The organism is Stenotrophomonas sp. LC732, assembly GCF_052446685.1.
Lineage (GTDB): Bacteria > Pseudomonadota > Gammaproteobacteria > Xanthomonadales > Xanthomonadaceae > Stenotrophomonas > Stenotrophomonas muris.
The window spans coordinates 2,231,391-2,257,006 of record NZ_CP199214.1; the positions used below are offsets into that span (position 1 = coordinate 2,231,391).

Annotated in this window: 31 protein-coding genes; 23 read left to right on the forward strand and 8 right to left on the reverse strand. The window is 67.5% G+C overall.

The genetic code is table 11. The features are described from left to right. Nucleotides 1-48: 48 nt before the first annotated feature. A complete protein-coding gene (locus ACT6SE_RS10715) occupies nt 49-1,896 on the forward strand; it encodes a hypothetical protein (protein WP_046430776.1) in 1,848 nt (615 codons plus the stop codon). Nucleotides 1,897-1,941: 45 nt separating this feature from the next. Here the strand turns inward: ACT6SE_RS10715 and ACT6SE_RS10720 are convergent, their stop codons facing one another. Beyond that, a complete protein-coding gene (locus ACT6SE_RS10720) occupies nt 1,942-3,396 on the reverse strand; it encodes a S41 family peptidase (RefSeq protein ID WP_046430778.1) in 1,455 nt (484 codons plus the stop codon). An 87-nt stretch (nt 3,397-3,483) separates the two neighbouring features. Further along, nucleotides 3,484-5,058: a S15 peptidase family protein gene (locus tag ACT6SE_RS10725; RefSeq protein ID WP_046430780.1), complete on the reverse strand. Its 1,575-nt coding sequence runs from the start codon at nt 5,056-5,058 to the stop codon at nt 3,484-3,486. A 160-nt stretch (nt 5,059-5,218) separates the two neighbouring features. On the opposite strand from ACT6SE_RS10725, the gene ACT6SE_RS10730 reads away from it, so the two are divergent. Continuing rightward, on the forward strand, nt 5,219-6,232 hold the full coding sequence (locus tag ACT6SE_RS10730) for a DUF4034 domain-containing protein (RefSeq protein WP_046430782.1): 1,014 nt from the start codon (nt 5,219-5,221) through the stop codon (nt 6,230-6,232). A gap of 334 nt (nt 6,233-6,566) precedes the next feature. Next, nucleotides 6,567-7,307, forward strand: coding sequence for a DNA/RNA non-specific endonuclease (locus ACT6SE_RS10735; protein ID WP_014647237.1), 741 nt, complete (start codon nt 6,567-6,569; stop codon nt 7,305-7,307). 18 nt (nt 7,308-7,325) lie between these two features. Here ACT6SE_RS10735 and ACT6SE_RS10740 read toward each other — a convergent pair whose 3' ends face one another. After that, nucleotides 7,326-8,183, reverse strand: a complete 858-nt coding sequence (locus tag ACT6SE_RS10740) for a hypothetical protein (RefSeq protein ID WP_230548541.1) — start codon at nt 8,181-8,183, stop codon at nt 7,326-7,328. Between the two features lie 179 nt (nt 8,184-8,362). Here ACT6SE_RS10740 and ACT6SE_RS10745 point away from each other — a divergent pair, with 179 nt between their 5' ends. Continuing rightward, entirely contained in the window at nt 8,363-9,058 is a 696-nt protein-coding gene (locus ACT6SE_RS10745) for an HAD family hydrolase (RefSeq protein ID WP_014647239.1), read from the forward strand. A 7-nt stretch (nt 9,059-9,065) separates the two neighbouring features. Here the strand turns inward: ACT6SE_RS10745 and ACT6SE_RS10750 are convergent, their stop codons facing one another. Genes ACT6SE_RS10750 through ACT6SE_RS10765 form a run of 4 tightly spaced genes read right to left on the reverse strand, consistent with a single transcriptional unit; the run spans nt 9,066 to nt 11,113 of the window. Then, the gene (locus ACT6SE_RS10750; RefSeq protein ID WP_046430785.1) at nt 9,066-9,296 is read right to left on the reverse strand and encodes a hypothetical protein; all 231 of its coding nucleotides are present in this window, start codon (nt 9,294-9,296) and stop codon (nt 9,066-9,068) included. Further along, a complete protein-coding gene (locus ACT6SE_RS10755) occupies nt 9,293-9,718 on the reverse strand; it encodes a VOC family protein (protein WP_046430787.1) in 426 nt (141 codons plus the stop codon). Before ACT6SE_RS10755 ends, ACT6SE_RS10750 begins: the two co-directional genes overlap by 4 nt. Before the next feature lie 10 nt (nt 9,719-9,728). Continuing rightward, nucleotides 9,729-10,190, reverse strand: a complete 462-nt coding sequence (locus tag ACT6SE_RS10760; protein ID WP_014647242.1) for a helix-turn-helix domain-containing protein — start codon at nt 10,188-10,190, stop codon at nt 9,729-9,731. After that, nucleotides 10,187-11,113: a LysR substrate-binding domain-containing protein gene (locus ACT6SE_RS10765; protein ID WP_046430788.1), complete on the reverse strand. Its 927-nt coding sequence runs from the start codon at nt 11,111-11,113 to the stop codon at nt 10,187-10,189. The genes ACT6SE_RS10760 and ACT6SE_RS10765 overlap by 4 nt, the downstream gene beginning before the upstream one ends. Before the next feature lie 91 nt (nt 11,114-11,204). Here ACT6SE_RS10765 and ACT6SE_RS10770 point away from each other — a divergent pair, with 91 nt between their 5' ends. From ACT6SE_RS10770 to ACT6SE_RS10785, 4 genes are all read left to right on the forward strand, one after another. After that, nucleotides 11,205-12,245: a hypothetical protein gene (locus ACT6SE_RS10770; RefSeq protein WP_046430789.1), complete on the forward strand. Its 1,041-nt coding sequence runs from the start codon at nt 11,205-11,207 to the stop codon at nt 12,243-12,245. Beyond that, on the forward strand, nt 12,242-13,123 hold the full coding sequence (locus ACT6SE_RS10775; protein ID WP_444811156.1) for a TolB family protein: 882 nt from the start codon (nt 12,242-12,244) through the stop codon (nt 13,121-13,123). The genes ACT6SE_RS10770 and ACT6SE_RS10775 overlap by 4 nt, the downstream gene beginning before the upstream one ends. A 185-nt stretch (nt 13,124-13,308) precedes the next feature. Then, a complete protein-coding gene (locus tag ACT6SE_RS10780; RefSeq protein WP_239515123.1) occupies nt 13,309-13,728 on the forward strand; it encodes a hypothetical protein in 420 nt (139 codons plus the stop codon). Next, nucleotides 13,721-14,029, forward strand: a complete 309-nt coding sequence (locus ACT6SE_RS10785; protein ID WP_046430794.1) for a DUF6958 family protein — start codon at nt 13,721-13,723, stop codon at nt 14,027-14,029. Before ACT6SE_RS10780 ends, ACT6SE_RS10785 begins: the two co-directional genes overlap by 8 nt. Here ACT6SE_RS10785 and ACT6SE_RS10790 read toward each other — a convergent pair whose 3' ends face one another. Beyond that, nucleotides 14,030-15,385: a sigma-54 interaction domain-containing protein gene (locus tag ACT6SE_RS10790; RefSeq protein ID WP_046430795.1), complete on the reverse strand. Its 1,356-nt coding sequence runs from the start codon at nt 15,383-15,385 to the stop codon at nt 14,030-14,032. Between the two features lie 397 nt (nt 15,386-15,782). On the opposite strand from ACT6SE_RS10790, the gene ACT6SE_RS10795 reads away from it, so the two are divergent. The 15 genes from ACT6SE_RS10795 (at nt 15,783) to ACT6SE_RS10865 (ending at nt 25,559) form a co-directional block, all read left to right on the forward strand. Further along, nucleotides 15,783-16,313 (forward strand): hypothetical protein, encoded by a 531-nt coding sequence (locus ACT6SE_RS10795; protein ID WP_032957577.1) that lies wholly within the window; start codon nt 15,783-15,785, stop codon nt 16,311-16,313. A gap of 44 nt (nt 16,314-16,357) precedes the next feature. Continuing rightward, nucleotides 16,358-16,927 (forward strand): hypothetical protein, encoded by a 570-nt coding sequence (locus ACT6SE_RS10800; RefSeq protein WP_046430811.1) that lies wholly within the window; start codon nt 16,358-16,360, stop codon nt 16,925-16,927. Nucleotides 16,928-16,970: 43 nt separating this feature from the next. Continuing rightward, the gene (locus ACT6SE_RS10805; RefSeq protein ID WP_046430796.1) at nt 16,971-18,287 is read left to right on the forward strand and encodes a hypothetical protein; all 1,317 of its coding nucleotides are present in this window, start codon (nt 16,971-16,973) and stop codon (nt 18,285-18,287) included. A 99-nt stretch (nt 18,288-18,386) separates the two neighbouring features. Then, the gene (locus ACT6SE_RS10810; RefSeq protein WP_046430798.1) at nt 18,387-19,091 is read left to right on the forward strand and encodes a C39 family peptidase; all 705 of its coding nucleotides are present in this window, start codon (nt 18,387-18,389) and stop codon (nt 19,089-19,091) included. A gap of 13 nt (nt 19,092-19,104) precedes the next feature. Further along, nucleotides 19,105-19,854, forward strand: a complete 750-nt coding sequence (locus ACT6SE_RS10815; RefSeq protein WP_049420464.1) for a hypothetical protein — start codon at nt 19,105-19,107, stop codon at nt 19,852-19,854. 49 nt (nt 19,855-19,903) lie between these two features. Next, a complete protein-coding gene (locus tag ACT6SE_RS10820; protein ID WP_046430801.1) occupies nt 19,904-21,196 on the forward strand; it encodes a transporter in 1,293 nt (430 codons plus the stop codon). A 301-nt stretch (nt 21,197-21,497) separates the two neighbouring features. Continuing rightward, entirely contained in the window at nt 21,498-21,788 is a 291-nt protein-coding gene (locus tag ACT6SE_RS10825; RefSeq protein ID WP_005416648.1) for a RebB family R body protein, read from the forward strand. A gap of 43 nt (nt 21,789-21,831) precedes the next feature. Beyond that, the gene (locus ACT6SE_RS10830; protein WP_005416649.1) at nt 21,832-22,101 is read left to right on the forward strand and encodes a RebB family R body protein; all 270 of its coding nucleotides are present in this window, start codon (nt 21,832-21,834) and stop codon (nt 22,099-22,101) included. Nucleotides 22,102-22,127: 26 nt separating this feature from the next. Continuing rightward, nucleotides 22,128-22,394, forward strand: coding sequence for a RebB family R body protein (locus ACT6SE_RS10835; RefSeq protein WP_006446865.1), 267 nt, complete (start codon nt 22,128-22,130; stop codon nt 22,392-22,394). A 60-nt stretch (nt 22,395-22,454) separates the two neighbouring features. Next, on the forward strand, nt 22,455-22,727 hold the full coding sequence (locus tag ACT6SE_RS10840; protein WP_005416651.1) for a RebB family R body protein: 273 nt from the start codon (nt 22,455-22,457) through the stop codon (nt 22,725-22,727). Nucleotides 22,728-22,797: 70 nt separating this feature from the next. Continuing rightward, a complete protein-coding gene (locus tag ACT6SE_RS10845; RefSeq protein WP_032957589.1) occupies nt 22,798-23,034 on the forward strand; it encodes a RebB family R body protein in 237 nt (78 codons plus the stop codon). Continuing rightward, nucleotides 23,031-23,621 carry a RebB family R body protein gene (locus tag ACT6SE_RS10850; protein ID WP_049420461.1) on the forward strand — a complete coding sequence of 197 codons (591 nt, stop codon included), beginning with the start codon at nt 23,031-23,033 and terminating at the stop codon, nt 23,619-23,621. Before ACT6SE_RS10845 ends, ACT6SE_RS10850 begins: the two co-directional genes overlap by 4 nt. Nucleotides 23,622-23,668: 47 nt before the next feature. Continuing rightward, nucleotides 23,669-24,016, forward strand: a complete 348-nt coding sequence (locus ACT6SE_RS10855; protein WP_046430815.1) for a hypothetical protein — start codon at nt 23,669-23,671, stop codon at nt 24,014-24,016. Between the two features lie 20 nt (nt 24,017-24,036). Then, nucleotides 24,037-25,116 carry a hypothetical protein gene (locus tag ACT6SE_RS10860; RefSeq protein WP_046430816.1) on the forward strand — a complete coding sequence of 360 codons (1,080 nt, stop codon included), beginning with the start codon at nt 24,037-24,039 and terminating at the stop codon, nt 25,114-25,116. Next, nucleotides 25,113-25,559, forward strand: a complete 447-nt coding sequence (locus ACT6SE_RS10865) for a hypothetical protein (protein WP_014647259.1) — start codon at nt 25,113-25,115, stop codon at nt 25,557-25,559. Before ACT6SE_RS10860 ends, ACT6SE_RS10865 begins: the two co-directional genes overlap by 4 nt. Nucleotides 25,560-25,616 lie beyond the last annotated feature (57 nt).

The window sequence follows — 25,616 nt, forward strand, 5'->3', positions numbered from 1 at the left end:
TCCAGCGCGAACCCGTGTGATCCCCTGCAACCCCAGCGAGGCCCCTCCATGAAAGAGAGCACGCCCGAGCGCGAGGCCCGGCGCCACATCAGCAAGCAGCTCACCGCGCAGATCAACAACGCGCAGGCGTATCCCGACGTCCGCTCGGTCGTGGTCAAGGCCCTGTCGGACATCAAGGACCAGCTGCGCAGCCTGTCCAGCAAGGTACGGCGCGACTACAGCCTGAAGCCTGACGAGCCGCTGATGTTCTTCTACGTCAAGGGCGGCAACGCACTGGACGCACTGCTTGAACGCCCGGCCCAGCCGCCACCGACGCTGTTCGATTTCGGCCGGTCCGACTGGGATACGCAGGTGGTGATCAATCCCTGGATTCCGATCCCGGCCCAGGACGCCCTGCACGGCGGCGTGGAGGACATCGTGATCGAGGTGATGCTCGGCGCCGGCCTCAATATCGCATTGGAGATCAGCGTCTTCCCACCCAACCAGAATCCGCTGGCCGGCCAAGTGGTGGATCTTGCACCGGTGGACATCCATGTGCCGTCCGGCCAGCAGTGCCTGGTGATCTGTGACACTCCGCAGACGTTCCGGAAGGTCTACCAGCGTGACCGCGCGGGCCTGCATCTGTTCACCAGCGAGCCATTGAAGGGCATCGGCACGCCCGCGCCGGTGACAAGCCCGTCCGTGCTGCCCCCGCCGCAGCCGCCACTGCCCGTGCAGCCGCCACCTGCCCCTCCGCCGCCACCCGGCATCATCCTCAACGACGGCATCAAGCCGTTCGTGCTGTACCGCATGGGCTACACCTGGCACGCGCGATGGGTGAAGGATCCGAAGGCGCCTGCCGGCGACGACCCGGTGACGCCGCGGCCGATCCTGATGGAACTGATCGATGTGACCACGCCGCGCCGCGATACCGTGGAGGCCGTGACAGTGTGGTCGGACATCATCCGCAACCATCTGGTGATTGCCGAGGATGCCGGCGCGGAAGAGCGCTGGCGGCTGCCCCTGCCCAGCATGGAGTACCACCTGTGGGAAGGCCTGACCATGCTGTGCGAGATCGCCGCCTATCCCGGCTGGCCGGGTGCGGACAAGCTGGAGAAGCGTCGCCGCAATGTGCAGCGCATCCACGACTGGTACCGCGACCAGCAGGGCGACCTGGCGACGTTCGGCAGGGTGATCGATGGCATCTCGGCGGCGCCGGTGTTCGCCGATGACAGGGACTGCATGCAGCAGGTCGATGCCTGCATGCGTGAGGTCAAAATGCGCATGCAGGCGTCATCTTCGGGATTCGATCACGGCGCCCTGTCGGCCACCCACACGCATCGCCTGCGGCAGGGGCGGCAGTGGGTCGCGCAGCGGGTCGCAACGCTGCTGCAACGCCTGCAGACATCCGCCGCATCCTGTGGCTACAGCGACGATCTGGCGTTGATCGGGACGCTGGCACAGAACCCCTACCTGGATGTCACCCAGGTACCGATCTCCGACGTCGACTGCGCGATGATCATCCGCACCGACCCTGCAACGCTGCGCAGGGCGACGGCGGCCAACTGCTTGAATGCGCTTGCCGAGGATCTCGGCGCGCACATGACCATCGAGGATTCCCTGCACTCGACCGTACGTGCGACGGGTATCAGTTACGAGCGAACGCTGGTGATCTTCGATGCGCCGCGTTCGCCGTCGGCGCGCGTGGCCAAGGCGATCCTGACATTCACCACGGCTGGCCCGGTCGGTTGCCCGTTCCGGGACAGCCCCGACGGTTCCGGGCAGGCCATCGCACCGTTGCTGGACATGGACAACCAGCGCAAGGTGGCAGCCTCGATCGTCCAGGGTTTCGTGCAACGGGCGAATCTGTCCAGGCAGCACGAGATGATCCGGGTGCTGTTGCCACAGGGGGAATGATCCTCCATCAGCGCAGCGCGGGCGGCGGGTTCCGATCAGGTCCGATCAGTCCCTGCCCTCCAGGATCCATGCCTCCAGCGCCTGCGTGTCCCGCATGTCCCCCGCGTAGCGGCGATCCGGCACGTAGGGCTCGTTCGAACCGCGCCCGCGACCGCGGTAGACCTTCATGGGTACCGAAATCCGGCTCAGCCCACTGGGCAATGGCTGAGGCCTGATATCCATATAGACACTGTCGGCGGACGTCTCGACCCCCACCTGCAGAGCGCCCAGCCGCTTCCATAGATCCAGTGCATCCAGGCAGGCTGAGCCGCAGGAGGCGTCCGCCACGATCACCACCCTGCCGCTGCGATCCGGAACGGCTGCAGCGGGCGGACGCATCGGCCCAACCGGCGCGTCCGCCGGTTCGCACCACAGCGCCTCACCGTTCGCACCGGCACGGGCCATCCCTGCGGTGACCGTTTCCAGCATGTGCAGCAGTTCGGGCGACGCGTCGTGTGCTGCCTTCAGCTTCTGCAGGAAGCCGCGCAGCTGCGCGATGTTGGCCTCCGACGTCCGCCATTCCGCCCAACTCTCGTCACGCAATGCATCCACCGCTGCAGGCCCCCAGATCAAACGGGCCAGCGCGATGCTCCAGTGCGACGCACCTCCGGTATTGCCGCGCACGTCCAGCACCACCCGCGGTGCCTGCTGCAGTGCGTCGGCCACCGGGGTGAGTTGCTGCAAAAGCTCGGTCAGCTGCTGGGCATTGCGCGTGGCTGGATCGGCATTGAAGCTGCTGGTGGTGATCCAGTAGCCGCCACCGGCCAATGTGTGCCAGCCATTGGCTGGGCGGAAGCTGCGACGGGTATCGGCCAGTCGCGCTTCGCGTGTTGCCGTATCAATCGGAAGCCATTGCAGCGTGTAGGCGCTCTGGCGCCCATCCACCCGGAAGACGCAGCTGTGCAACGTCGGCACGAACGGGTTGCCCTGTTCAAGCAGCACCTCGCCGCCAGCGTGGATACGGCTCGCCTGCAGGTTCCAGCGCCCGCTGAAGTCGCCCACGCGCCACTCAGCCAGTGCCTGTGCATCGACGCCATCACAGGACAGCAATCGCGCGCCCATGGGCGGCCGACCGGGGCGTCCATCCACGACCATCACCACCTGCGCGTCACCTTCGAAGCCCGTCAGGAACCCGGGCCATCGGGCCGGCAGCATGGGGGCGCCCGCCAATGGATTGAGACTCACGTGGCCATCGTTGAACGTGGCCGCATAGCCCTTCATCGCCCACCAGTAGCCGGCGAAACTGTCGACCTGGCGCGCGCGCGACCGTGCAAGTGACAGGGCGCCGTCCATCTGGGAGACGAAGCCGGGATTGTGCGGGTCAACCACCCCGGGATGGCTGCCGCGCAGGGCCGCGTCAGCAGCCTCCAGATCCATCAACAGCGTGCTCGGCCAATCTGTGGCACAGCCTTGGGTGCCTGCTGCCAGTACCGCGCCGACCAGCAACGATGCGAGCGCCATCGATTCACCTCTCGACTGGATTGCGCTCCAGTCTGGCAACTTTCAGGTCTGTCGTGCCGCGCCCGCCGCAACGGGCGCGGCGCCACGTCAATGCAGGGGCACCTTCAGCACCGAAGGCGCGTTGGCCGGTGAGCTGAAGGTCACCGCACCGCCCAGCTGGCTGATGCCCGCATAGCGCAGGTCCACGGTATCGACCACCAGGGTCAGGCGGCTGCCGGCCGGGAGGTTCCAGCTGCTGGCTTCCAGGCGGAGATCGATTGTCTTCGGCTGGCCGGGCGTGGCCCCGCGCAGGGTGTAGGGCTTGTGGCTGACCAGCTGGCCGTTGCCCAGCACGTCTTCGGCATACAGGTAGGCATACAGCGTGGTATTGGCGCGGCTGGGCGTCACCGTCACCCGCACTTCCGGTGCGCCATCCAGGCGACGTGCGCTCCAGTAGATCGGGCCCTGCCAGACGCCGGCGGCGTTGCGGCCGACGAACGGTACATAGGCGCCGGGCGGCAGGTTGATCATCTGCAGTGCACCGGAGGCCATCACCACGCCGGAATTGGCAGCCGTCAGCAGCCCGCTGCCGATGCGGTAGCTCCAGCCGGTAGCGCCACCGTTCTCCGCTAGGCCGCCGGTGGGAAGCAACAAACCGGAGGGTGCGGTCAGGCCGTAGCTGACGGCGCCCGCATTGGTGGCCTGCCAGTCCGGATAGCGGCTCCAGCTGCCCTTCTGCGACTTCAGCTGCACCGCTGCCTGGCGATCGATGCCATTGTCCACGCCCTTCAGGTAGTGGTCGAACCAGTCGCCCACGGCGGCATAGACCTCATTGGGAATGCCGAACGCACCGAAGGCCTCGTTGAGGGCATGGTCGCCGTGGCGCAACTGCAGCTGCTTGGGCCCCGTCAGGCGGTTGAAGAAATCGACCAGCTGGCCCGGCGGGAACAGGCTGTCATTGAAGGCATTGGCGAGGAATACTGCCGGCTGGTTGGCGTTGATCTCTTCAAGGCTGCTGGCCGGGCTGCGCTGTGCGGCCACCGGCAGCAGCGAGTCCACCGCCCCCTGGTAATTGCCGACCAGCACATTGCGGTTGATGGTGGCCAGCTCCGCGCCGGGGCGGCCGGTGGCCAGACCCGCCGCCACCAGCAGGGCGATGCCCTGGGCGCTGGGTGTGTCATGGCTGTACAGCGACGCCTGCAGGTCGGCCCAGCCACTGAGTGCGGCAACGGCCTTGATGCGGGGGTCGCGCGCCGCCGCCAGCAGGCTGGTGCCGGCGCCATAGGAGATGCCCGAGACCCCGATCCTGGCCGGATCGGCGCGGGTGTTGTCCAGCGCCCAGTCGATCAGCGCGCTGACATCCTCGACCGTGGCGGGCCCGGCGATGTCGATGCTGCCACCTGACTCCCAGAAGCCGCGCGAGCTGTAGCTGATGACCACATAGCCGCGCTGCGCCAGCGACTGTGCCACGCCCACGTACTCCACGCTGGGCACCGCCCAGCTGCTGGGCATGACCAGCAGCGGATAGCGCCCGCTGCCGGCATCCTGCGGTTCGATGACGAAGGCCCCGAGAGGCGTGCCATCCCAGCTGGGAATGGTGCGATGGGTGGTCTTGACCGTGGCGGCCCAGGCGGTGGGCGCCAGGCCGGTCAGCAGGATCAACAGCAGCAAAAGCTCGCGCATCGTCGTCTCTCCCCGTCGGTGGTGGTGCAACGGGTCGGACCGTACCAGTGCGAATGGTGGCTGGCACCTTGCGACGCAGCATGGCGCAAAGCGCACCTTGGTATGCTTCGCGGCACTGCGGTCCTCCGCAGGCTCCCATCAATGCAAGGATGCCCCCCCGATGCGCAGGACGCTCTTCGTCGGCACGCTCTTGAGCGTGGCCAGTCTGTTCGCCCCTTCAGCCGTGGCGGCCCGGGACCCCGACGTCACGGATGACTGCAGCGAAATCGCGCAGTTGATGTCCAACGACGACTTTCCGGCACTGGACGCGATGGCCGCGCGCCTCCGCACGGGCGAGCTCAACGCCGCCGGCGAATCCCGGCTGGGCCGTTTCTACCTCTGCATGTCGCGTGCAATCGGCACGGCGCGGCAGGAGGTGGAGGCCTGGAACCGCTGGTCGGCCTGGGCGGCGCGCTGGGTTCAGCATGCGCCAAAGTCGCCGGCAGCCCACCTGATGACTGCACGGATTCCGCTCAACCTGGCCTGGAGCTACCGCGGAAATGGTTACGCCAACACCGTCAATGCCGAAGACTGGGCTCAGTTCCATGAGTACAACGCGGCTTCGCAGGCCTACCTGCAATCGCATGAGGGCGTTGCCGGCGGCGACCCGTTCTGGCACGAGATGAGCGTGCTGATCGCGCTGCGCGAGGGCGCGGATGACGAAGAACTACTGACGCTCGTCGACCGTGCAGCGAAGGCCTTCCCCGACTACGAGCCGCTGCACTTCATTGCCCTGCAGCACTTCACGCCGGCCTGGGGCGGCAGCGCACAGAAGATGGAAGCCTTTGCACGGCGCTCGATGGCCAGTATCCCGAAGAAAAAGCGGGCCATGCGCTACGCACGGCTGTACTGGTCAGCCACCGCGTATTCGGCCGATCACTTCCGCGCGGCGACACCCGATTGGCCGCTGATGCGCCAGGGGCTGGACGAAATCGCACAGCGCTACCCGACCATCGACAATCTGGAGACCATTACACGCTACGCCTGTTGGGCGCGTGACGGCGATGCCCTGGATCGGTGGAATCGCCTGTACTTGAGCCGAAGTGGTTTCAGCGAGGCGGTCATTGCGGACTCGAGCGAGCAAAGCAGGGCCGCCTGCCTGGCGCCGGATGCTGGGCAAGAGGCTTCCTTGTAGAGCCAATCGGTGCGGAACCGGGCCGCGGAGGATGCGCGGTCCAGCATGCACTTCACACCTGCAGGGTGCTTAGCACGTACGCATGTCAGCCACGGACCGCGTGATCTGACAGATCACCAGTGCTTGCACCCGGTCACAGCTTTGCGCTTTCGTCGTTGACCAAAAGACGACAGCTTGTGACGCTTGCGACACCGCGCGGCCCTCCGGGCCTCCTCATCGCGGCCTCGCTCTACTGCACTCCGCATCACCCGTATCCGCAACGCCTTCACATGACACAGGCCGGGCCTGGTCGTGGCGGGCAGCTGCGTCCTGAACTCTTTGCTGGAGAATCGCAATGCGCCTTGCAAGCTTCGTCTTTGCCTTCGTCCTCAGCGCCTTTGCCGGCGCAGCCCAGGCCCAGGTAGTCACCCTCAACAAGGGCGGCTTCGTGCTCACCTACGACTGCAGCATCCACAGTGCCACCCGCTACGAGTACACGCTCACCGCCGATACCGGTTCGGCCGCACGGCCGTCCAGCTTCTACAAGGACCCGGACCTGCCGGCCGGTTGCCTGGGCCAGACCAGCACCGCGTCCTACGCCAGCATCAAATCCGGCTATGACCGTGGCCATCTGGTCACGTCCAACCACATGGATTACGACGCGACCTACATCCGTCGCGCCAACTACATGACCAACATCGTGCCGCAGGTGTCCAGCTTCAACCAGGGCATCTGGGTGAAGGCCGAGAACGTGGCCGAGTGCTACCGCGACATCGCGCCGGTGGACGTCTACGGTGGCGTGGTCTACGGCGATGCCGCCAACGATTATTTCCTGGCCAGCCATGGCATTCCGACGCCGGAGTTCTTCTGGAAGACGATCATCACCCGCGACCCGAACACCGGAACCGCCAAGGCGATCAGCTGGATCATCCCCAACGAGGCCAACCTGGGCAGCCTGGACAACTACCTGGTGACGATTGCGGATCTGGAGGAACTGCTGGGCGCCAGCTATGTGGCGATCAACGCGCCGGCCTCGCTGAAAAACATGCTGCCGGCCACCACCTGGCCGCAGCCGGCCGGGTGTGACCTGGGCTGATCGGGGGGCAGAGGAACGTCACGATGCCTGTGCGCGCAGCCATCGTGACGCCAGCACTCTGGCCAGCAGGAACTGCACTGCGGCGCCGACGACGGTGGCAACGACAAGCCCGCGACCTGTCGTCGGCGCCCCAGCGGACAGCGCTCGCAGAAGATAAGCCATGCTGGCCAGGATGATCAGCAGCGCCGTGGCAAGCAGGATCAGCGACACCACCATCGTGCGCGCCGTCGATGCGGGTTCCGGCGACGGCGCGCCGGCCCATAGGCCGGCAAACGTGGTCAGCGCGCAGGCCACCAACAGGATCAGGCTCGCAATCTGCAGCTGCGCGGCGCCGTCGGCAACGGGCATGATGAACTCGCCGGGCGAGAATCCCACCGGCAGCTGCGCCACCAGGATGGGAAGCAGGCAGCTGCCGGCCACCAGCGTCACCGCGCCGGCGATGCTGGCACTGATGAGGTGATGGTGCCCGCCCTCGGCAGGGATGCGCCGCTGCATCAGCAGCGCCGGCACCAAGGCCAGCAGCGTGAGGACCAGTGCATGCGCAAGCGGCATCAGACTAATGGCTGCGACGCTGTAGACTGGAAACGGCAACTGCGCCATCGGAATGCGCATGGCGCGATCCAGCACGACGAGCAACCCGAAAAAGGCGATCGAAGCGATCACCGGGTGGCGGATCCGCAGCGCGCCGCGACGCCCGAACAGCAGCATCGACACCAGTACCGCCGCTCCGGCGAAGAGACTCAGCCTGAAACCGAGCTCCGCCAGCGCGTAGCCGATTTCACGTGAGGCCTCGGGCGGGCCCAGACGGCGCCCGAATTCGACCAGGCGGAGGGCTACGGGCAGATACAGGCAGAGCACGTAAAGCTTGGCGGCCATCGCGAACTTGATGGGGTACGCACTGAAGAATGATCGCAATCGGTTCAAGGCGTATTCCCGTGCAGGCGCTGGGCGGGCTGACCTGGCAGTCTAGCGTTCCTGTGGCCCGCGTGCCCCGCCCGACCCGCTATGGGAAAATGGCGGGCACGTCGCCCCTTTGGCTGTTCCCGGAGTAGTAGATGTCCCGTTTCCCCTTCGATGCCGTGCTGTTCGACTGCGACGGCGTACTGGTCGATTCCGAGCCGCTGGTGGCCCGTGTGCTCTCGGAAATGCTGACCGCACGCGGCTGGCCGCTGACCCCGGCGCAGGCGGGCGAGGTCTTCCTCGGCCAATCCGTGGCTCATCTGGCCGGGCTGATCGCAGAGCGCACCGGCAAGCCGTTCACCGAGCAATGGCTGGAGGAATTCCGCCAGCAGCGCAACCGCGCGCTGGAGCAGGACCTTGAGGCGATCCAGGGGGCGCCCGAGGCCGTGCGTGCGATTGCCGCGGCCACCGGCGGGCGGATTGCCTGCGCCTCCGGTGCCGACCTGTTCAAGGTGAAGCTGCAGCTGGGCAAGGTCGGCATCCTTGATGCCTTCGGTGCCCATGTGTTCAGTGGCCAGGACATGCCGAACACCAAGCCTCACCCGGATGTCTATCTGGCCGCCGCCGCAGCGCTGGGCGTGGACCCGAAGCGCTGCGCGGTGATCGAAGACACCGTGACCGGCGCCACCGCCGGCGTCGCGGCAGGTGCGACCGTGTTTGGTTTCAGCGAGGGCGGCCCGCACCACAGCACGCCGGAGGCCCTGCGCGCTGCGGGCGCGAAGGTGATCTTCCAGCGCATGGAGCAGCTGCCGGCAGTGCTGGCGGCCTACGCCGCCGACGCAGCCGCCTGAGGCGGCCTCAGCCCGCAGCGCCCAGCGCGGCGCCGCGGCGTTTCCCGGCGTAATGCAGCACGAACAGGTACAGGCCGGTGAACAGCTGCAGGAACAGTGGCGGCAGCGGCGAATAGGTGATCCACGTTGCAGGCTCGCCCTGCCCCAGCCCGCGAACGACGAAGTTGGCGATCACCGCCAGGGTGAAGACGATCGAGGTCCAGCGATGTACGGGCCGCGCCCAGCCACCGCGGCTCATTGACGGTGCCTCGCTTCGGAGCGCGCTTCGATCATCTTCCAGCCATTGCCGGACGGGTCGCGGAACCCCGCATCGATGGCGCCGTAGCGTTCGACCGGCGCCTGGGTGAACTCCACGCCCTGCGCCCGCCATTGCGTGTAGCGCGCCTGGCAGTCATCCACGGCCAGCACCAGCGGCGGCATTGCGCCCTTGGCCACCAGCTGCTGCAGCGCCTGCGCGGTGGCCGCATCGTGGGTGGGCGGACCGGGCACGAACAGGCCCAGCTGGAATCCGTCCTGGCCGGGGCTGCGCACCGTCAGCCAGCGGTAGCTGCCATTGCGCACGTCGGTATGCACTTCGAAGCCGAGCGTGCCGACGTAGAACGCGAGCGCCTCATCCTGGTCGCGCACATACAGGCCGACCGTGTTCACAGTGTTTGTCATGGGACCTCCCTCAGGTGGGATCCACGTTAGCAACCGCCTCGCGGCGGCGCTTCTCCAAAACTGCGATGTTCAGGTCCGGTCGCTGCGCGGCACGTGCGTGGCATTCCGGCACGCTGGCCGGCGTCGCCTCGCCGGCGCGCTCGCGCTGGCGCACATTGCCCGGGCTGTCGCCGGTGATGTCACGAAAGATGCGCCCGAAGGTGCCCAGGCTGCTCCAGCCGGTCTGCGCGGCGATCTCGGTGACCGGCAGCTCGGTGTCACGCAGCATCGCCACGGCCCGTTCGATGCGGCGGCTGAGCAGGTAGCGGTGCGGCGGCAGGCCGAATGCCTGCTTGAACGAACGCGCGAAATGCGCAGGCGATACCGCACTGACCTCGGCCAGGCGGGCCACCGGCCAGTCCTCGTGACTGGCGTGGTCCATCCGGTCCTTGGCACGCAGCAGGCGCCGCAACAGTTCCGGGCTCTGGTTCATGGCGTCACCGCGTGTGCCAGATGATGTCGCGACGCACGCCTGGCCTGCGCGGCCTGCTCGCCCAGCCAGTCACCGAATGCGATGACCTTGGTGCTGCGGCTGCGCGCCGTCGGTGCCACGAACCAGAAACCACGCCCGTCGCTGGCCACACCGGGATGTGCCTGCACCAGGCGCCCACTGTCCAGTTCGGCCTTGAACAGGATCGGCGAGCCGATGGCGATGCCCTGCCCGGCAATGGCAGCACCGACATCCAGATGCTCCATCGCAAAGGGGGTGACGAAGCTCTCCGGGTCCGGTGGCGGAACAGCACCATGTGCGGAAAACCACAGCGCCCACCAGTCAGGCCTGCCGAGCAGTGGAACCTCCAACGCCCGCCGACCGAGCCCGTCTGCCGCCGGCAGCAGCGCTGGCGCGCACAGCGGAGTGAAAATGCTGGGGAACAGGGGCGTGGCCTGCAGCCCGGGCCACGCACCATGCCCGTTGCGGATGGCGGCATCGAAACGCCCGGCGGCCAGGTCCTGCGGCTCTGCCGACAGGTCCAGTTCCAGCACGATGCTTCGATGGCGCGCGCGGAAACTGCCCAGGCGCGGCGTCAACCAGCTGGTGCCCAGCGTCGGCAGAACGGACAGGCGCAGTCGTGCCGCATCCATGTCAGCGGCGCGCATGAAACTGGCGCGCAGCGCGTCGAAGGCCCGGGTGGCCTCCACTGCGACGCTCGCACCGGCGGCGGTCAATTCCACATGCTGGGCGTGGCGCAGGAACAGGCAGGTACCGGTCTGGGCCTCCAGCCGGCGCACGTGGTAACTCACCGATGCCGCACTGGTGTCGAGCTCCTCGGCGGCGCGGGCGAAGCTGCCCAGCCGTGCCGCCGCCTCGAAGGCGCGGATGGCGACAAGCGATGGCAGCTGGCGTTGGGTCACCATAAGTGTGGCTTAGCCTGAGCCCCGATTTCCACGTGGTCAATCCCCCTCGCACGCGCAACGATGGAGGCACCTCCGGCACGGGATAACGCACATGGATCGACGGCAGTTCCTGGCCACCCTGGCCGCCACGGCAGCGTCCACCGCCCTGCCCTCCGGGTGGGCCCTGGCCAGCCCCAGCGCAGACTGGAAATGGTTGCAGGGCAACTGGCAGGTCCGGCACCAACGCCTGAAGGAGCGCCTGGTGGGCGATACCCGCTGGGACGCCTTCACCGGCGCCAGCGCGGTCTGGCTCACCCTGGGCGGGCTCGGCACCATCGATGACAACGTCATGGCACTGCCTTCGGGCCCCTACAGGGGCCTGGGCGTGCGTGCCTTCGATCCGGTGTCTTCCACCTGGTCGATCTGGTGGATCGATGGGCGCACCCCTGCCCATATCGAAGCGCCCGTGCGCGGCGCCTTCGCAGGCGATGGCGGCAGCTTCCGTGGTCGCGATGACTTCAAGGGACGCCCCATCGAGGTCTGGTTCCGCTGGCATGACATCCACGGCGATGAGCCGTGGTGGGAGCAGGCGTTCTCCGACGATGCCGGTGCCCATTGGGAAGTGAACTGGCGCAACTGGTTCCGGCGCACTGCTGCGATCCCCACTCCGCTTCCGAAGCTGCCGGATGCACCGGGCGATTTTGATTTCCTGGTGGGCCATTGGAACGTGCGCCATCGCCGCCTGCGCGCTCGGCTGGCAGGCAGCGATGCGTGGGACGCGTTCAATGGCACCCTGCACAACTGGCCGGTACTGGGCGGATTCGGCAACGTGGGCGACAACCTGATGGACGTGCCTGGAGCACCGCTGCGCGGCATGGGCATCCGCGCCTGGAATGCGGCCGAGCGGCACTGGCTCAGCTGGTGGCTGGATGGCCGCGCGCCGACCCGGATCGGCGCGCCACTGCGCGGGGGGTTCGAGGCCGGTGTCGGCCGCTTCTTCGGCGAGGACCAGCACGAGGGACGGGCGATCCAGACGCGGGTGATCTGGTCACGCATCACCCCGCGTTCGGCGCGCTGGGAACAGGCGGCCTCCGCCGATGGTGGACGCAGTTGGGAAACCAACTGGGTCAGCGACTTCGAGCGACAGGCATGAAGGCGCTTCTGGCCGTGATGCTGCTGGCATCGGCATTGCCCGTGCCCTCCCCGCCCGTGGTGCTGCGGATCATCGGTCCCGCCGAGCGGTTCGCCCCCGGCATTGCCTCCACACAGCATGACGAGATCCGGCTGACCCTGAGTCCGGACGGCAATACCGCCCTGTGGTTCAGCCGCAACCGGCCGGGGGGGCCTGGGGGCTACGACATCTGGATCTCGCACCGCGAAGGTGACCGCTGGCGGCCGGCCACGCCAGTGCCGTTCAACACGCCGGGGCGCGACTTCGATCCCGCATTTTCCGCAGATGGGCGCGTCGTGTATTTCTGCTCGGACCGCGCAGGCGGCCAGGGCGGTGACGATCTGTATCGGGTCAGCATGGGGAGCGACGGTCGATTCGGGGAGCCAGTCAATCTTGGCCCCGCAGTGAACAGCGCGGCCGATGAGTTCGCGCCGATGCTCTCGCCCGACGGTCGTACGCTGTTGTTCTCCAGCGATCGTGCGGGCGGTGCTGGCGGCCATGACCTCTACAGCGCGGCGATGATCGGCGGCGTCGCGCAGCCGGCACGGCCGCTGGCGGGAGACCTCAATACCGCAGCGCAGGAGTTCGATGCCACCTTCCTGGGCGACGGCCGAACGGTGGTATTTGCCCGCGCCCAGGACTTCGGCCGCGCACCGGTGCGCCAGTTCATTGCCTACGAACGTGGAGGCCGCTATGACGCTGGCCATGCTTTGCCATCGCCCGTGAACGCGCCCAGCGGCGACAGCTACGGCGCGATGCTGGATGGCTCGCGCCGCGACACGCTGACCTACTCGGCGCGACGCGCCGGTGGTGAGGGACTGGACCTGTACCGCGTCCGCTACCGGATGATGCCGCCCTGAAGGCAGTGGGTGTCGATTTCCCACGCGCCCGTTCGTCGAGAGGTTGAGTACCCCAGGAGAAAATGCAGATGCCTTCCCAACAGTCCCTTGCCTGCGCCTGCGGCCAGGTCCGCCTGACCACCACCGGCAGCCCCATCGCCAGCGTCGAATGCTGCTGCGGCAGCTGCCGCAGGGCCGGCGCCCGGATGCAGGCGATGCCCGGCGCACCGCAGGTGCTGGGGCCTCAGGGCCAGACGCATTTCGTAATGCAGCGCAAGGATCGCGTCCGCATCGATGCCGGGCATTCCCGGCTGCACGCGTGGCGGTTGTCCAGCAAGGCCGGCAGCCGCCGCGTCGTGGCGGGCTGCTGCAATACGCCGCTCTTCCTGGAGTTCAGCGGTGGCCATTGGCTGAGCCTGTATGGGCTGTTGTGGCCGGACGCGATACGCCCCGCCGTGGAGATGCGGACGATGGTCAACGATCTTCCCGACGCGTCTGTCCTTCCCGGCGATGTGCCCAACCTGAAGACCCACTCGCTGCGGTTCTATGCCCGGCTGTTGAAGGCGTGGATCTCCATGGGCTTCCGCAGCCCACGCATCGAGATCGCGGGAGATAGCCATGCCTGAGCCCGAGCGGATCGAGATCGAGAGCATCACCACGCCCGGGCACATCCAGCGCGTGGATCGCGCCAAGTACATGGCCATGCGCGCGGCCCTGCTGCGTGCCTTGCCCAGGCAACCTCGCGGGATGACGGTGGCGCAGGCGAAGCAGGCGCTGTTGCCGCACCTGCCCGCATCGCTGTTTCCGCAAGGCGCCACGGCCGGTTGGTGGCTGAAGGCCGTGCAGCTGGACCTGGAGGCCAAGGGCGTGATCGAGCGTCTTCCAGGCACGCCATTGCGCCTGTTCAAGCACGTGCCGGCCGGCTGATCAGCGCTGCGCCGGCAGCTCCAGCCGATGCTTGCGGCACAGCCGATACACGGTCACCCGCGAGATCTGCATCTGCCGCGCGCACTCGGAGACGTTGTAGCCGGTCTGCCGCAGCGTCTGCAGCAGCACATCACGTTCGGCCTGGCCGCGGGCATCGTGCAGCACCGCCCCCGGCGGCGCATGCACGGGCCCTCCCAGTTCGAGGTCACGCTCGCTGATCAGCTCGCCTTCGGCCATGATCGCCGCCCGCTGCACCCGGTTCAGCAGTTCGCGCACGTTGCCGGGCCATTCGAAACGCCGCATCGCCTGCAGCGCAGCGGGTGCAAAGCCACGTGCACGCACGCTGTGGCGCAGGCGGAAGCAGCGCAGGAAATGCTCCGCCAGCAGCTGCACATCAGCGCCGCGCTCGCGCAGCGGTGGCATCAGCAGGCGCAGCACGTTGAGGCGATAGTAAAGATCGCTGCGGAACCGCACCTGCGCCACCGCGTGCTCCAGTTCCACATGGGTGGCAGCCAGTACACGCACGTCCGCCCGCAGCGGCTGGCTGCTGCCCACGCGCTCGAACGTACCTTCCTGCAGCACGCGCAACAGGCTGGTCTGCGCTTCGGCCGGCAGGTCGCCCACCTCGTCAAGGAACACGGTTCCGCCGGATGCGGCCTCGAATACGCCGATCTGGCGCTTGTCGGCACCGGTGAACGAGCCACGCTCGTGGCCGAACAGCTCCGACTGCACCAGGTTGGCCGGAATGGCACCGCAGTTGACCGCGATGAACGGCTTGCCTGCACGGCCGGACAACGCGTGCAGTGCATGTGCCGCCAACTCCTTGCCGGTGCCGGTCTCGCCGGTGACCAGCACCGGCAGATCGACCGGCGCGAACTTGTGCAGTACGGTGCGCACCGCATGCAGCGCAGGACTCTCGCCGATCAATGCGCGCGGCCCCTGCCCGCCGCACACTTCGTCGGCAGACGTATCCTCCGCGTCGAACTGCTGGCGCATCGCCGCCACCAGGTCCTGCAGGCCGAAAGGAAGCGTGAACCGCGAGATGCAACGCTGCAACAAGGGCAGCCACGCTGCAGGCGTGGGCCCTGCGCCAGGCGGCAGCACCGCCAGCCAGGTCAGATGCGCGTGCTGTTCGATCCACGGCGCCAGCAATTGCTGGGCTGGCGCATCCAGATGGCGAAGATCCAGCACGGCGAGCAGCCGGTCGCGCCCGCGCAGGCCGATGGCCATCGCCGGGTCGGGATGGATGCGACGCACGTACCAGCCTGCGGCCGCCAGCGCGCTGCGCTCGTTCGCCAGCGGCTCGCCGAACCAGAGCACGCATCGTGACGCAGAAGCCTCCGGGACCGCTGCCATGCTTCCCCCAGCATCCGGACACCGTCGGCGGACTGTCAGACAATCACCGGCGTGCCGCCCCTCCGCCGGGACCTCTACGGCCACCGCGGCGGCCTTTGTTGCGCGGATCCTAGCGCTGCGCTAAACGGCGGCGCAATGAGCGGCGCGTCAAGAAAGCACTGGCTGAAGCGGCATCGTTACAGTCCGCGGCGGCACCTGTAACACCCGTGCGACAGTCGGGCGCCTGCCTTGCCCTACGGCGCTTGGCGCTGCGCAATCCCAACATTTTTCCCACGCCGCTGTAACGACGCGGCAGCAACGCTCCACACCCGCCAGTGCCCACCCCCCTGGCTGCCAAGACTTTCAGGGTTGGCACGGTTGATGCGTGGTTCCGCCGCACCCATCACGGGAGATCGGCATGGACGGCATCACCCCCATTCGCGGCCTGCTGGCAATGCTGGCCGTGGCCCTGCTGTCGGGCGCCGCGGGCGCCTCTGCCTCCGGTGCCCGCCAGGGCGTGAAGGCACAACCGGGCGAAATCGTCCTGTTGCGGGATGTGGCCGCGCGGCCGGCCTATCGCATGGCGCCCCCGGGCATGGCGCTGATCGCCGACCCGAAACCGCAGCGCGAGATTGCGACGGCGCTCGGTGCGGGTACCCCGGCAAACGCGATGGACGAGCTGAGCGATGAGGACTATGCCGGCATGGGGGCGGGGCACACGGCTGCGACCGCGACCCCCACGGGCACCACCGTCGAACGGGTCGCCCAGCAGGCCCTGGGCGGCACGCTGGGACGCAGCAGTGACGGCATGCTCGGCAGCAGCCTCGGTGGCGCACTGGGTGGCCCACTGGGCGCGGTCGGGAACAGCACCCGCGGCATCGGCGATACCGTGCGCGGCGCGCTCGCCCAGTTCCCGTTGCAGGGCCCGGCCCCGGCAGGTGGCAAGTGAAGCGGGCACGTTTGCTGCTGCTGGTCCTGTTTGCCACGCCGTTGATGGCGCAGGCCGACGACTACAGCGGCATGCTCGCCTACCTCGACGTGGCCCGCATCGACGGTCACGCCCTGGCGGGTGCAAACGGCGCCATCGCGTTGAACCAGGCGGCCGGTGACCTCAACCTGCAGGCCAACCTGCATGGCATCGCCACCGGCGAACGCGCCGACGTGTTGATCGGCAACCGGCAACTGCGGGCCGGCAACCGCGTGCTGAGCGCACCGGCGCACGCCACCGCCGTCATCGACGGCAACGCGCTGGCCGGTGCCAGCGGCATCGCATCCATCAACCAGGCCAGCGGCATCGCCAACACGACGCTCAACGTCGTCAGCGCGACGCTGGCCAGACAGGGCATACGCGAATCCGACGATACGGCCTTGGCCGCCGAAGGTTCCGCGTTGGCAGGGGGGCGGGACGACGCCGGTCGCGGCGTCGCGACCGGCACCCGCAGCGCCGGTGTCACCAGCACCGCGCTGCGGAGATTCGACGGGGTCCTGCAACTCAATCAGATCGCGGGCAGCGGCAACGACACGGCCAATGTGCTGGGCCTGGTCGTGCAGGACCGCCCGTGACAACCACCCAACCGATGCACCACCCGATGAGAGAGAGGGCACCATGAAAGCGACCGTCAAACGGACCATGCTCGCCATGGCGATTGCCACTGCCTCGACCGCCGCTGCGGCCAATGGCTGGGACAACCAGAACGCCAACGCGAACATCAACCACAACCACACCGTCAGCGAAACCCGCAACGACACCCACAACCACACCGACAACGACGTACGCAACCGCACCGTCAACGTCAATGTGCAGAAGCACAGCACCATCCAGGCCGACGAGCGCAAGGAAAAGAACAACCACGGCGTCGACGTGAACCTGGAGAAGGACCTGCGCCTCAGCACCGACGTCAATTTCTCCGGCGACCCCACCATCACCGGCGACATCGACCTCGACTCGGCGGCCATTGCGGTGATCGACAACCGCCAGTCGATCAGCAACAACGCCACCAGCAACAGCCTGGTCACCAACAGTGCGTCCATCGGTGACAGCGTGGGTGCCGGCGCCTCCGGCAACCTCGGCTTCAACGTGGTATCGGGGGACAACAACGCCCAGGACAATGCCGCGTCATTGTCCGCTGCCGATGCGTCCTTCAGCTTCGGCATGGCCGACGCCGAGGTGTTCGTCAACCAGGCCGGCTTCGGCAACGCGACCATGAACTCCGGCGTCACCAATGCCGCAGGTCTCGGTGGCAATGCCTTCGGCGGTGCGTCGGGCAACATCGGCGTCAACATCGCCTCGGGCAACAACAACGAGCAGAAGAACGCGCTCGCGGCCTCGGTCGCAACCACGGCGGTGGCGCAGTCGAGCATCAGCTCCAACCAGGTCTCCACCGGCAACACGGTCAGCAATGCCGGCTTCGTGCAGTCCTACACCGATACCGTGCAGGTCGGCCTGCATGGCGGCGTCAGCGGCCTGACGTGGGGCTATGGCGCCGGCACCTACCGCGGCACCGGCAATGCCTACCAGATGGCCAACTATTACCTGGATACGTGGAACGGCGCACTGCCGCACCCGGGTGGCAACAGTACCGGCCACATCGACCTGGACAACGAGATCCAGAACGCCACGATGAACCCCAACCGGCCGGGGGTGGGCGGCCTGGGCTTCGATACGCGTGAAAGCGGCACCAGCCAGTTCGTCGAACTGGGCGTGGCCGATCTGTACGCCAGCCTGAGCGGCACGGTCAGCACCACGCGCTGGGTGAACGTCAACGCCACCAACACGTCGGCCTTGTCCGGCAGTGCCTTCTCCGGCGCCTCCGGCAACATCGGCGTGAACGTGGCGGCGGGCACCGGCAACCTGCAGGCCAACAGCCTGGCCCTGGCCGTAGCCCAGCCCAGCACCGGCGGTGGTGGCGGCAACGGCGAGTAAGTGCACCACCCCGGCCGTCCGCCAATGGCCGGGTTCCCGGGAGCCCCTGTTCCTCCTCCCCCTTGGGGCAGGGGCTCCCTCCTGCTGCTGGAGAACGTGATGATCGGCCACCGTCTCTCGATATGCCTGCTGGCCTGCCTGCTGTTGCTGGGCGGTGCATCGGCGCGGGCGGGCGACGTCGGCTTCGCCAGCGTGCTACCCAATGGCGCACTGCTGCAGCAGAAGGTGGAAAGCATGCAGGAACGGCGCTACCGCAACGTGGTGCGCCAGCACACCGATTACAGCTGCGGGGCGGCCGCACTGGCAACCATCCTGCGCCATGCCTATCACCTGCAGACCGACGAAGCGACGGTGATCGAAGGAATGATGGGGGTGTCCGATCCAGCACTGGTGGCCGAGCGTGGTTTCTCGCTGCTCGACATCAAGCGCTACGTGGAATCGCTGGGCATGCGCGGGCGCGGCTATCGTATCGATGAAACACGCCTGCGCACGCTTCGCGTTCCCGGTCTTGTGCTGATGGACGTGCGCGGCTTCCGCCACTTCGTGGTGCTCAAGCAGGTGCGCGACGGTGTGGTCGAGGTGGCTGATCCCATCCTCGGCAACCGCAGCCTGGCGCTGCCTGAATTCCTCGCTGCGTGGCCATCGCGTGCCGTCTTCGTGGTGATCGGCAGCGATTTCGATCGCAACACGGTTCTGCTGCAACCCAGCGAACGGCCCAGTGCCCGCGCGCTCTACGCGCGACAGGGGCCGATCACCGATGCCGAACTGGTCGACTTCGGCTTCAGCCACGCCGACCTGTTCTGAAGGAGGTTCCGCCATGTTCCGTCACCGCCTGTTGATGGTCCTGCTGCTGGCCTGCCCCGCCCTGCCCCTGCAGGCGGCGGACGCGGCGCCCGGGCGCGGCCTGAAGGAAATCCCGGATCCCGAACTGAACCTGATGCGGGGCCGTTACACCGTGGGCGGCAATACTGTCGCCTGGTTCGGGGTGACGATGGTCTCGCAGTGGCAGGCCAGCAACGGAAGCGTGTTGCAGGGTGCGTTGACCCTGGGCATGGACTTCCGCGGCGGGGGCAGCCCGAAACTGAGCTTCCAGCCCAGCGTGCACGTCACCGCCGCAGATGCGCCGCTGCCGGACACGCAGGGTCTCCACATCGACAGCAGCGGCCTGGCCAACGCCAGCGGCGTGGTGCAAAGCGTGCAGGTGGCCGGCGATGGCAACGTCGCCCGCAATGCGACCACGCTGGTGGTACGCAATGGCGCGGTGCCGGCCCTGCTGGGTGACGGTGCCCATTCGATCAGCGCACAGGCCGAAGGCGTCTCGGCCTCCGCGGTGCTCGACGGCAACCAGGCACGCCTGCTGTTGCAGGTAGATGGCCAGGGCCTGGTTCAGCAATGGATACGCAACGGCAGCGTCGGCCAGGGCATCGCCCTGGCCGGTGACGGCCAGATCGCCAGCAACCAGCTGCGGCTGGAGCTGGTGCGGGATACCGCGGGCGGCAACCTGCCGTTGAGCCAGAACGTGGCCCAGGCGATTGCGATGAACCGCGGCATGGGGCCGGGCCGGTAGTACCACGGCACGGCGTTGGGGGAAGCGTTCCACAACGCAGGACACGAACATGCACACCCTGATGAGGATCACCCCGTTGGCGCTGGCGGCGCTGGCGGGCACCGCCTTCGCCGCGCCACCCGCGGCGGATGATGGCGCCGACGTGCAGGCGCTGGCCAACCAGCTGGAGCAGCTCAAATCCAACTACGCGCAGGAAGTGCGGCGGCTGCGCGAACTGGACATGCAGGTGCAGGCGATGCAGGCGCGCCTGAGTGGGAAGGTTGGCCCGATGGCCCCGTCTACGACTGCGCCCGTCGAGCATGGCTCGACCCTACAGACGTCACCGGGCAGCGAAGGCTATGCCAGCAGTGCCGCCGAGGCGCAGCAGGCAAAGCAGGAATCGCGGCGCAGCGTGGATGATGTGAAACAGCAGCAGTCGGCGCTGTTCTCGCGCCGCTTCACCGTCGAGAACAGCCTCACCTACGCCCGCTACGACCGCAAGCAGCTCACCCTCAATGGCTTCCTGGCGCTGGATGCGATCTTCCTCGGCAACATCGCCATCGAGAACGTCGAGTCCGATTCGCTCACCTACAATCTGGCCGCGCGCTGGGGCGTCAGCCCGAACCTGACGCTCAACCTGGACGTGCCATACCTGGCGCGGCGCACCGTCTACCAGAAGGGCGGTGCCGGCGGTGCGGCGGCCGCGATCGCGCAGGAAGAGACCAATGGCAACGGCCTGGGCGATATCGGCCTGAGTGCGAATTACCGCTTGTTCGGCGAGCGCGGCTGGCGCCCGGAAGCCGTACTCACCGCCGGAGTGACCGCGCCCACCGGGCGTGCGCCCTACGGCCTGGACTGGAAAGTGATCGAGCGCGATGACGATGACTACATCCGCTTCGCCGTGCCCAAGGAACAACCGACCGGCAATGGCGTGTGGCAGGCCAACGTCGGGCTGTCGATGGTCAAGACAGCCGATCCGGCGATCCTGTTCGCCAACCTCGGCTACGTGCATTCGTTCCCGCGTGGTTTCAGTGACATCGACAGCAACCCCGACACGGTCAACCCAGGTGACGTGAAGCTCGGCGGCTCGGTCTACTTCGGCGCCGGCGTGGCCTTTGCGTTCAACGAGCGCACCAGTCTCAGCCTGTCCTTCAGCGACCGCATCAGCGCCCGCGCTTCCACCCGTTTCCAGGGCGGGAAGTGGATGAAAGTGATTGGCAGCGACGCCAACGCGGCGTCACTGAATCTGGGTGTGACGTATGCGCTCAACCAGCACACCACGCTGGTGACCCTGCTCGGCATCGGGCTGACCCCGGATGCACCGGACTTCACGCTGGCGTTCAAGATCCCTTACATGCTCTGACCCGCCCGATCCGGCGACGCTGTGGCCGACAGCCCCTCGCCGCCGGATCGCGCTGCCCACGCGCAGGCCCTGTGTGTGCTCCAGGGCAACGCGCCAGCGCTGGCGACGACGGCGATGATCATCAGTTCCGCCGTATTCACGCCGCACCTTCACGGTGATCCCACCGCATTCTCCGTCGATTCCGCCAATCCGGCGGCGGCGCCATTTCCTACTCTGGCCCCACGGTGAAGCCCAGGCCGCTGCAGGCAACGCACCGTGACACTGGATACCACGCACTTCCACCCTTTCGCAGGAGCAGGACATGGCATTTCCAACCGCGGTAAACGACCAGATCACCGATTCGGTCACCCAGGCCAACACCAAGGTGCTGGGCGACGCGCCCGCCGTGGCAGTGGGCAATCTGTACCAGGCCACCGCACAGGCGCTGGCCAATGCCGCCCACAACGCCACCAACGCGCAGCAGCAGTCCTACGTCACCGCGCAGTCGGCCACCACCATGGGCGTGGCCACTCTGTACTCGATCGATACCGCCACCACGGCGGTAGCGAGCAAGGAAATCCTCAGCACCCGCGTCCGCGGCCTGGGCTCCTGATCTGTCGTTCCATCGCTGACCCGCCAACCTCAAGGAGATCGACATGGCATTCCCGACCGCTGTAAACGACCAGATCACCGATTCGGTCACCCAGGCCAACACCAAGGTGCTGGGCGACGCGCCCGCCGTGGCCATGGGCAATCTGTACCAGGCCACTGCGCAGGCGCTGGCCAACGCCGCCCACAACGCCACCAATGCGCAGCAGCAGTCCTATGTGACGGCGCAGGCGGCCACCACCATGGGCGTGGCCACGCTGTACTCGATCGACACCGCCACCACCGGCGTGGCCACCAAGCAGATCCTCGGCGCGTGATGCGCCGGCAGGCAAGGAGCTGAGCCATGGCATTTCCCACGGCCGTCAACGACCAGATCACCGACTCGGTCAGCCAGGCCAACCTGCAGGTGCTGGGCGTGGCGCCTGCCACGGCAATGGGCACGCTGTACCAGGCCACCGCGCAGGCGCTGGCCAATGCCGCCCACAACGCGACGCTCGCCCAGCAGCAGATGTATGTCACGGCGCAGGCCGCGACCACGATGGGCGTCGCGCTGCTCTACGCCGTCGATACCGGCGCCACCGGCGCCGCCACCCGGAAGATTCTCGGCTGATTCCATTGAGTGCCGGCAATCTCCGTTCCTGTAGTGCTGTCCACCCTAGGAGCTTCCACCATGGCATTTCCCACCGCCGTCAACAGCCAGATCACCGATTCGGTCTCGCAGGTCAACACCAAGGTGCTTGGCGATGCGCCGGCCATCGCAATGGGCAACCTGTTCGTGGCCACCAGCCAGGCGCTGTCCAACGCCGCGCACAACGCCACCAACAACCAGCAGCAGTCCTACGTGACCATGCAGGCGTCGACCACCCAGGGGGTGTCCACGCTGTATGCGATCGACACCGCCTCCAACGGCGTGGCCACCCGCGAAATCCTGGGCCTGCGCTGACGTGTCGGCCCGGCGTGACGCCAACCACCGCGCCCCCGCCCAGGGCGGCGTCACGTCGGGCCCCTGATCGATGGCCGCATCGCCCGCCACCGGCTACCTGCTGGCAACCACCAGCGCCGGATCCGGTGTGGCGATCGCCCTTGCCCCCTCGTTCGCGATGTCCGCCACCTACCTGGCGATGGCCGACAGCCTCGGCCTGGCAATGCAGAACGCGGTGGCCAACCAGCAACGCGGCCAGGTGACCGCCGGCGCAAGCCTGGCCCAGGTCCTGGCCCTGATCATCCAGAAGGGAGCCGTTCCGTCATGAGCAGTGAGAACACCGTCAACAGCCAGATCGTCGACAGCGTCAGCGCCGCCTCGACGTTGCTGGTGGCCCAGGGTCCGGCGCAGTCCTTCAGCATGCTGGACATGGTGATGCTGGAGACGCTGGGCACCGCCATGCACAACGCCGTCGCGCGCCAGCAGGGTGCAGGCATGGTCAGCAACGCAGCGGTCACCGCCACCTGCGCGAAGATGATCAACGCTCCTTGGCCGGTGCCGCCACCCGCTCCGGAACCCCCTCCGCCGCCACCACCGCAGGTCATCCCCCTGCCCGGCCCGGTGCCTGCGCCCCCTTCGCCTGCGGCGGTGATCGCCGCGGCCACCGCAGAAGGAAAGACCGCCATCAGCGTCCTGCAGGCACAGACCCACGGTGCCACTGCCGACGCTGCGGCCGCTACCAGCAGCCTGCATGCACTCCAAACGCTTGCAGGCAATGCGGCAGCGCCCGCGCCCGGTCCTGCGCCCGACCCCGCGTCCGGTCCGGATCCGGACGCAGGTCCCGCCCAGGATCCCGCGCCAGACTCCTCTTCCCCTTCCCCTTCCCCGGCAGACGACGCTGACGCCGGGGCCTGACAGACTGCAGGCCGCCTGCGGCCCCACCCGCCCATCAAGGAGCCCGTATGGACCCGAGCAACGTCAACGCCCAGATCATCGATGTGATCAACCAGGTGCAGACGGCCACCATGTCAGCGACCGTCGTGACGACCAGTGGTGCCGGCAAGGCCTACCAGTCGGTGGCCCAGTCTGCGGCGATCGCCGTACAGGATGCCGCCGACGCCCTGCGCAATGTCTCAACCATCGCGACCACCGCGGCCGGCGTGGCCATGGCCCAGTACCTGGCGACGGGGGACGAAAAGTATGCAAGGGTGCTCACGCAGGCGCAGAACATGATGCAGGGGGCCACCGCCGACTTCAACCGCGTCGGCAATGCCGCTGCGACCGTCCTCAAGGAATTTCCGGCCCAGTGAGGCCGCCAGGAGATCCACGCATGAGCATTTTCATTGCCGGTCGTTCCATCCCCCAGGCCAACCTGATCAGTCAATCCTGCAGGCATGTCCTTCAGTTCATCGACGGCGGCGAGCACTGGTTGAAGTGGGCCATGGAATCGCATGAGCACCGCTACGCCTTCTCCGACGAGGGCACGATGCTCGATGGGGTGCAACAGGGCCTGCACGGTTCGCGCATGACATGGTTGCCCCGCCTCGGATTGCAGGTCGGCCCGGTCAAGCTGCTCAGCCTTGGTGCCAGCGACCTCGGCGCCCTGCGCAACATGGAGTTTGATGACGAGACACGCCTGTCGCACAACGAGGCACAGCGAGTGCTGGAAAAACACCGGCTGCTGACCAACGCCGAGCTCGGCGCCTCGCGCGCGTTCCTGGCTTCGATCGGCGCGGCCGACGCACCCCTGCTGCAGCAGCTGGACTTTCGCGAATCGGTGGCGCTCCACCAGCTGTCCCGTGAGGTGGGCATGTCCGCCGCAGGGCGCGACGACCTGGCCGACGCTGCCGGCTTCGCGCTGCTGCACGCGCGCAGGCCCATCGAGTTTGCCGACTACTTCCGGTTCTACCAGCGGGTGAGCACAGGAGGTGGCAGCCGCGAACATCGGCTGACGCGTGCCACCCGTGCGTTGCAGCAGGTGCTGCCGATCCTGTTCGGCTTCCTGGACGGGCCGCAGCTGCCACAGTTGCCGTCGCCAGAGCAGGTGCGCGAGGCGATCGACGCAAGCCTGGCCGCGCACCGGCAGATCGGCTATGCCCGCATCTCGCTGGCCGCCCAGCAGATGGCGGCCTGCTTCGACGACGAACCCGAACTGCTGCAGGATGACAGCCGGTTGCGCGAGGCCGCGCGGTGGCAGCTGCGCGATGCGCAGGAATTCCTCAACGAGCATCCGGTTTCCCGTGGCCGGCTCGGCCAGGACGGTGCCAGCGTGCAGTTCGCGATCGATGGTTCCAGAGCGAAGGCGCTGATACAGGTGGAGGACAATGTGATCACCCTGCAGGATTACCGCCGAACCCGCCGCTACCTGGGCGATGAAGCGCGGGTGGATTATCAGAAGGATGCAGTGTGAACCCGGCTCCGGCGCCAGATGGCGATGGCGTGCAGGCAGCAACAGAGGCCTTTGCTTCGGCAGCCGGCGCGGCCGTTGCTGCCGGACGCCTGGCGGCCCGGCAACAGGCGCAGAAGATCCTGGCCGATGCCCAGGCGGCATTGCGCCACATCCTGGGGGAGCGCAGCGACGGTGTTCCCCCCTCATCCCCAGCAGGAGCACCGACGATGACCTTCCCGACCCCGCTTCCCGGCAAGCCCACTCCCGCCCATCCGGCGGGCAGAACCCCGATGGAGATCGCCCAGGAACTGGCGGACGCCGCAATGGCTGCCAGTGAAGAAGGCATCCGCACCGCGATGAAGGTTTCGCAACGCGCGGTCGAGGCCGCCGCCGAGGCCGCGCGATGCGCGGACGAAGCGGCCGAACAGGCCGTGCAGCGCGCTGCCGAAGCCAACGCGCGCTGACGCCGCATCTGCCATCCCAACGCCCCGGGCAGGCCCGCGCCTGCACCGGGGCATTGC

Bases quoted from the DNA above. Each gene is read 5' to 3' on its own strand.
- ACT6SE_RS10715 (WP_046430776.1), top strand. From the start codon at position 49: ATGAAAGAGAGCACGCCCGAGCGCGAGGCCCGGCGCCACATCAGCAAG.
- ACT6SE_RS10720 (WP_046430778.1), bottom strand. From the start codon at position 3,396: ATGGCGCTCGCATCGTTGCTGGTCGGCGCGGTACTGGCAGCAGGCACC.
- ACT6SE_RS10725 (WP_046430780.1), bottom strand. From the start codon at position 5,058: ATGCGCGAGCTTTTGCTGCTGTTGATCCTGCTGACCGGCCTGGCGCCC.
- ACT6SE_RS10730 (WP_046430782.1), top strand. From the start codon at position 5,219: ATGCGCAGGACGCTCTTCGTCGGCACGCTCTTGAGCGTGGCCAGTCTG.
- ACT6SE_RS10735 (WP_014647237.1), top strand. From the start codon at position 6,567: ATGCGCCTTGCAAGCTTCGTCTTTGCCTTCGTCCTCAGCGCCTTTGCC.
- ACT6SE_RS10740 (WP_230548541.1), bottom strand. From the start codon at position 8,183: ATGGCCGCCAAGCTTTACGTGCTCTGCCTGTATCTGCCCGTAGCCCTC.
- ACT6SE_RS10745 (WP_014647239.1), top strand. From the start codon at position 8,363: ATGTCCCGTTTCCCCTTCGATGCCGTGCTGTTCGACTGCGACGGCGTA.
- ACT6SE_RS10750 (WP_046430785.1), bottom strand. From the start codon at position 9,296: ATGAGCCGCGGTGGCTGGGCGCGGCCCGTACATCGCTGGACCTCGATC.
- ACT6SE_RS10755 (WP_046430787.1), bottom strand. From the start codon at position 9,718: ATGACAAACACTGTGAACACGGTCGGCCTGTATGTGCGCGACCAGGAT.
- ACT6SE_RS10760 (WP_014647242.1), bottom strand. From the start codon at position 10,190: ATGAACCAGAGCCCGGAACTGTTGCGGCGCCTGCTGCGTGCCAAGGAC.
- ACT6SE_RS10765 (WP_046430788.1), bottom strand. From the start codon at position 11,113: ATGGTGACCCAACGCCAGCTGCCATCGCTTGTCGCCATCCGCGCCTTC.
- ACT6SE_RS10770 (WP_046430789.1), top strand. From the start codon at position 11,205: ATGGATCGACGGCAGTTCCTGGCCACCCTGGCCGCCACGGCAGCGTCC.
- ACT6SE_RS10775 (WP_444811156.1), top strand. From the start codon at position 12,242: ATGAAGGCGCTTCTGGCCGTGATGCTGCTGGCATCGGCATTGCCCGTG.
- ACT6SE_RS10780 (WP_239515123.1), top strand. From the start codon at position 13,309: ATGCAGGCGATGCCCGGCGCACCGCAGGTGCTGGGGCCTCAGGGCCAG.
- ACT6SE_RS10785 (WP_046430794.1), top strand. From the start codon at position 13,721: ATGCCTGAGCCCGAGCGGATCGAGATCGAGAGCATCACCACGCCCGGG.
- ACT6SE_RS10790 (WP_046430795.1), bottom strand. From the start codon at position 15,385: ATGGCAGCGGTCCCGGAGGCTTCTGCGTCACGATGCGTGCTCTGGTTC.
- ACT6SE_RS10795 (WP_032957577.1), top strand. From the start codon at position 15,783: ATGGACGGCATCACCCCCATTCGCGGCCTGCTGGCAATGCTGGCCGTG.
- ACT6SE_RS10800 (WP_046430811.1), top strand. From the start codon at position 16,358: ATGGCGCAGGCCGACGACTACAGCGGCATGCTCGCCTACCTCGACGTG.
- ACT6SE_RS10805 (WP_046430796.1), top strand. From the start codon at position 16,971: ATGAAAGCGACCGTCAAACGGACCATGCTCGCCATGGCGATTGCCACT.
- ACT6SE_RS10810 (WP_046430798.1), top strand. From the start codon at position 18,387: ATGATCGGCCACCGTCTCTCGATATGCCTGCTGGCCTGCCTGCTGTTG.
- ACT6SE_RS10815 (WP_049420464.1), top strand. From the start codon at position 19,105: ATGTTCCGTCACCGCCTGTTGATGGTCCTGCTGCTGGCCTGCCCCGCC.
- ACT6SE_RS10820 (WP_046430801.1), top strand. From the start codon at position 19,904: ATGCACACCCTGATGAGGATCACCCCGTTGGCGCTGGCGGCGCTGGCG.
- ACT6SE_RS10825 (WP_005416648.1), top strand. From the start codon at position 21,498: ATGGCATTTCCAACCGCGGTAAACGACCAGATCACCGATTCGGTCACC.
- ACT6SE_RS10830 (WP_005416649.1), top strand. From the start codon at position 21,832: ATGGCATTCCCGACCGCTGTAAACGACCAGATCACCGATTCGGTCACC.
- ACT6SE_RS10835 (WP_006446865.1), top strand. From the start codon at position 22,128: ATGGCATTTCCCACGGCCGTCAACGACCAGATCACCGACTCGGTCAGC.
- ACT6SE_RS10840 (WP_005416651.1), top strand. From the start codon at position 22,455: ATGGCATTTCCCACCGCCGTCAACAGCCAGATCACCGATTCGGTCTCG.
- ACT6SE_RS10845 (WP_032957589.1), top strand. From the start codon at position 22,798: ATGGCCGCATCGCCCGCCACCGGCTACCTGCTGGCAACCACCAGCGCC.
- ACT6SE_RS10850 (WP_049420461.1), top strand. From the start codon at position 23,031: ATGAGCAGTGAGAACACCGTCAACAGCCAGATCGTCGACAGCGTCAGC.
- ACT6SE_RS10855 (WP_046430815.1), top strand. From the start codon at position 23,669: ATGGACCCGAGCAACGTCAACGCCCAGATCATCGATGTGATCAACCAG.
- ACT6SE_RS10860 (WP_046430816.1), top strand. From the start codon at position 24,037: ATGAGCATTTTCATTGCCGGTCGTTCCATCCCCCAGGCCAACCTGATC.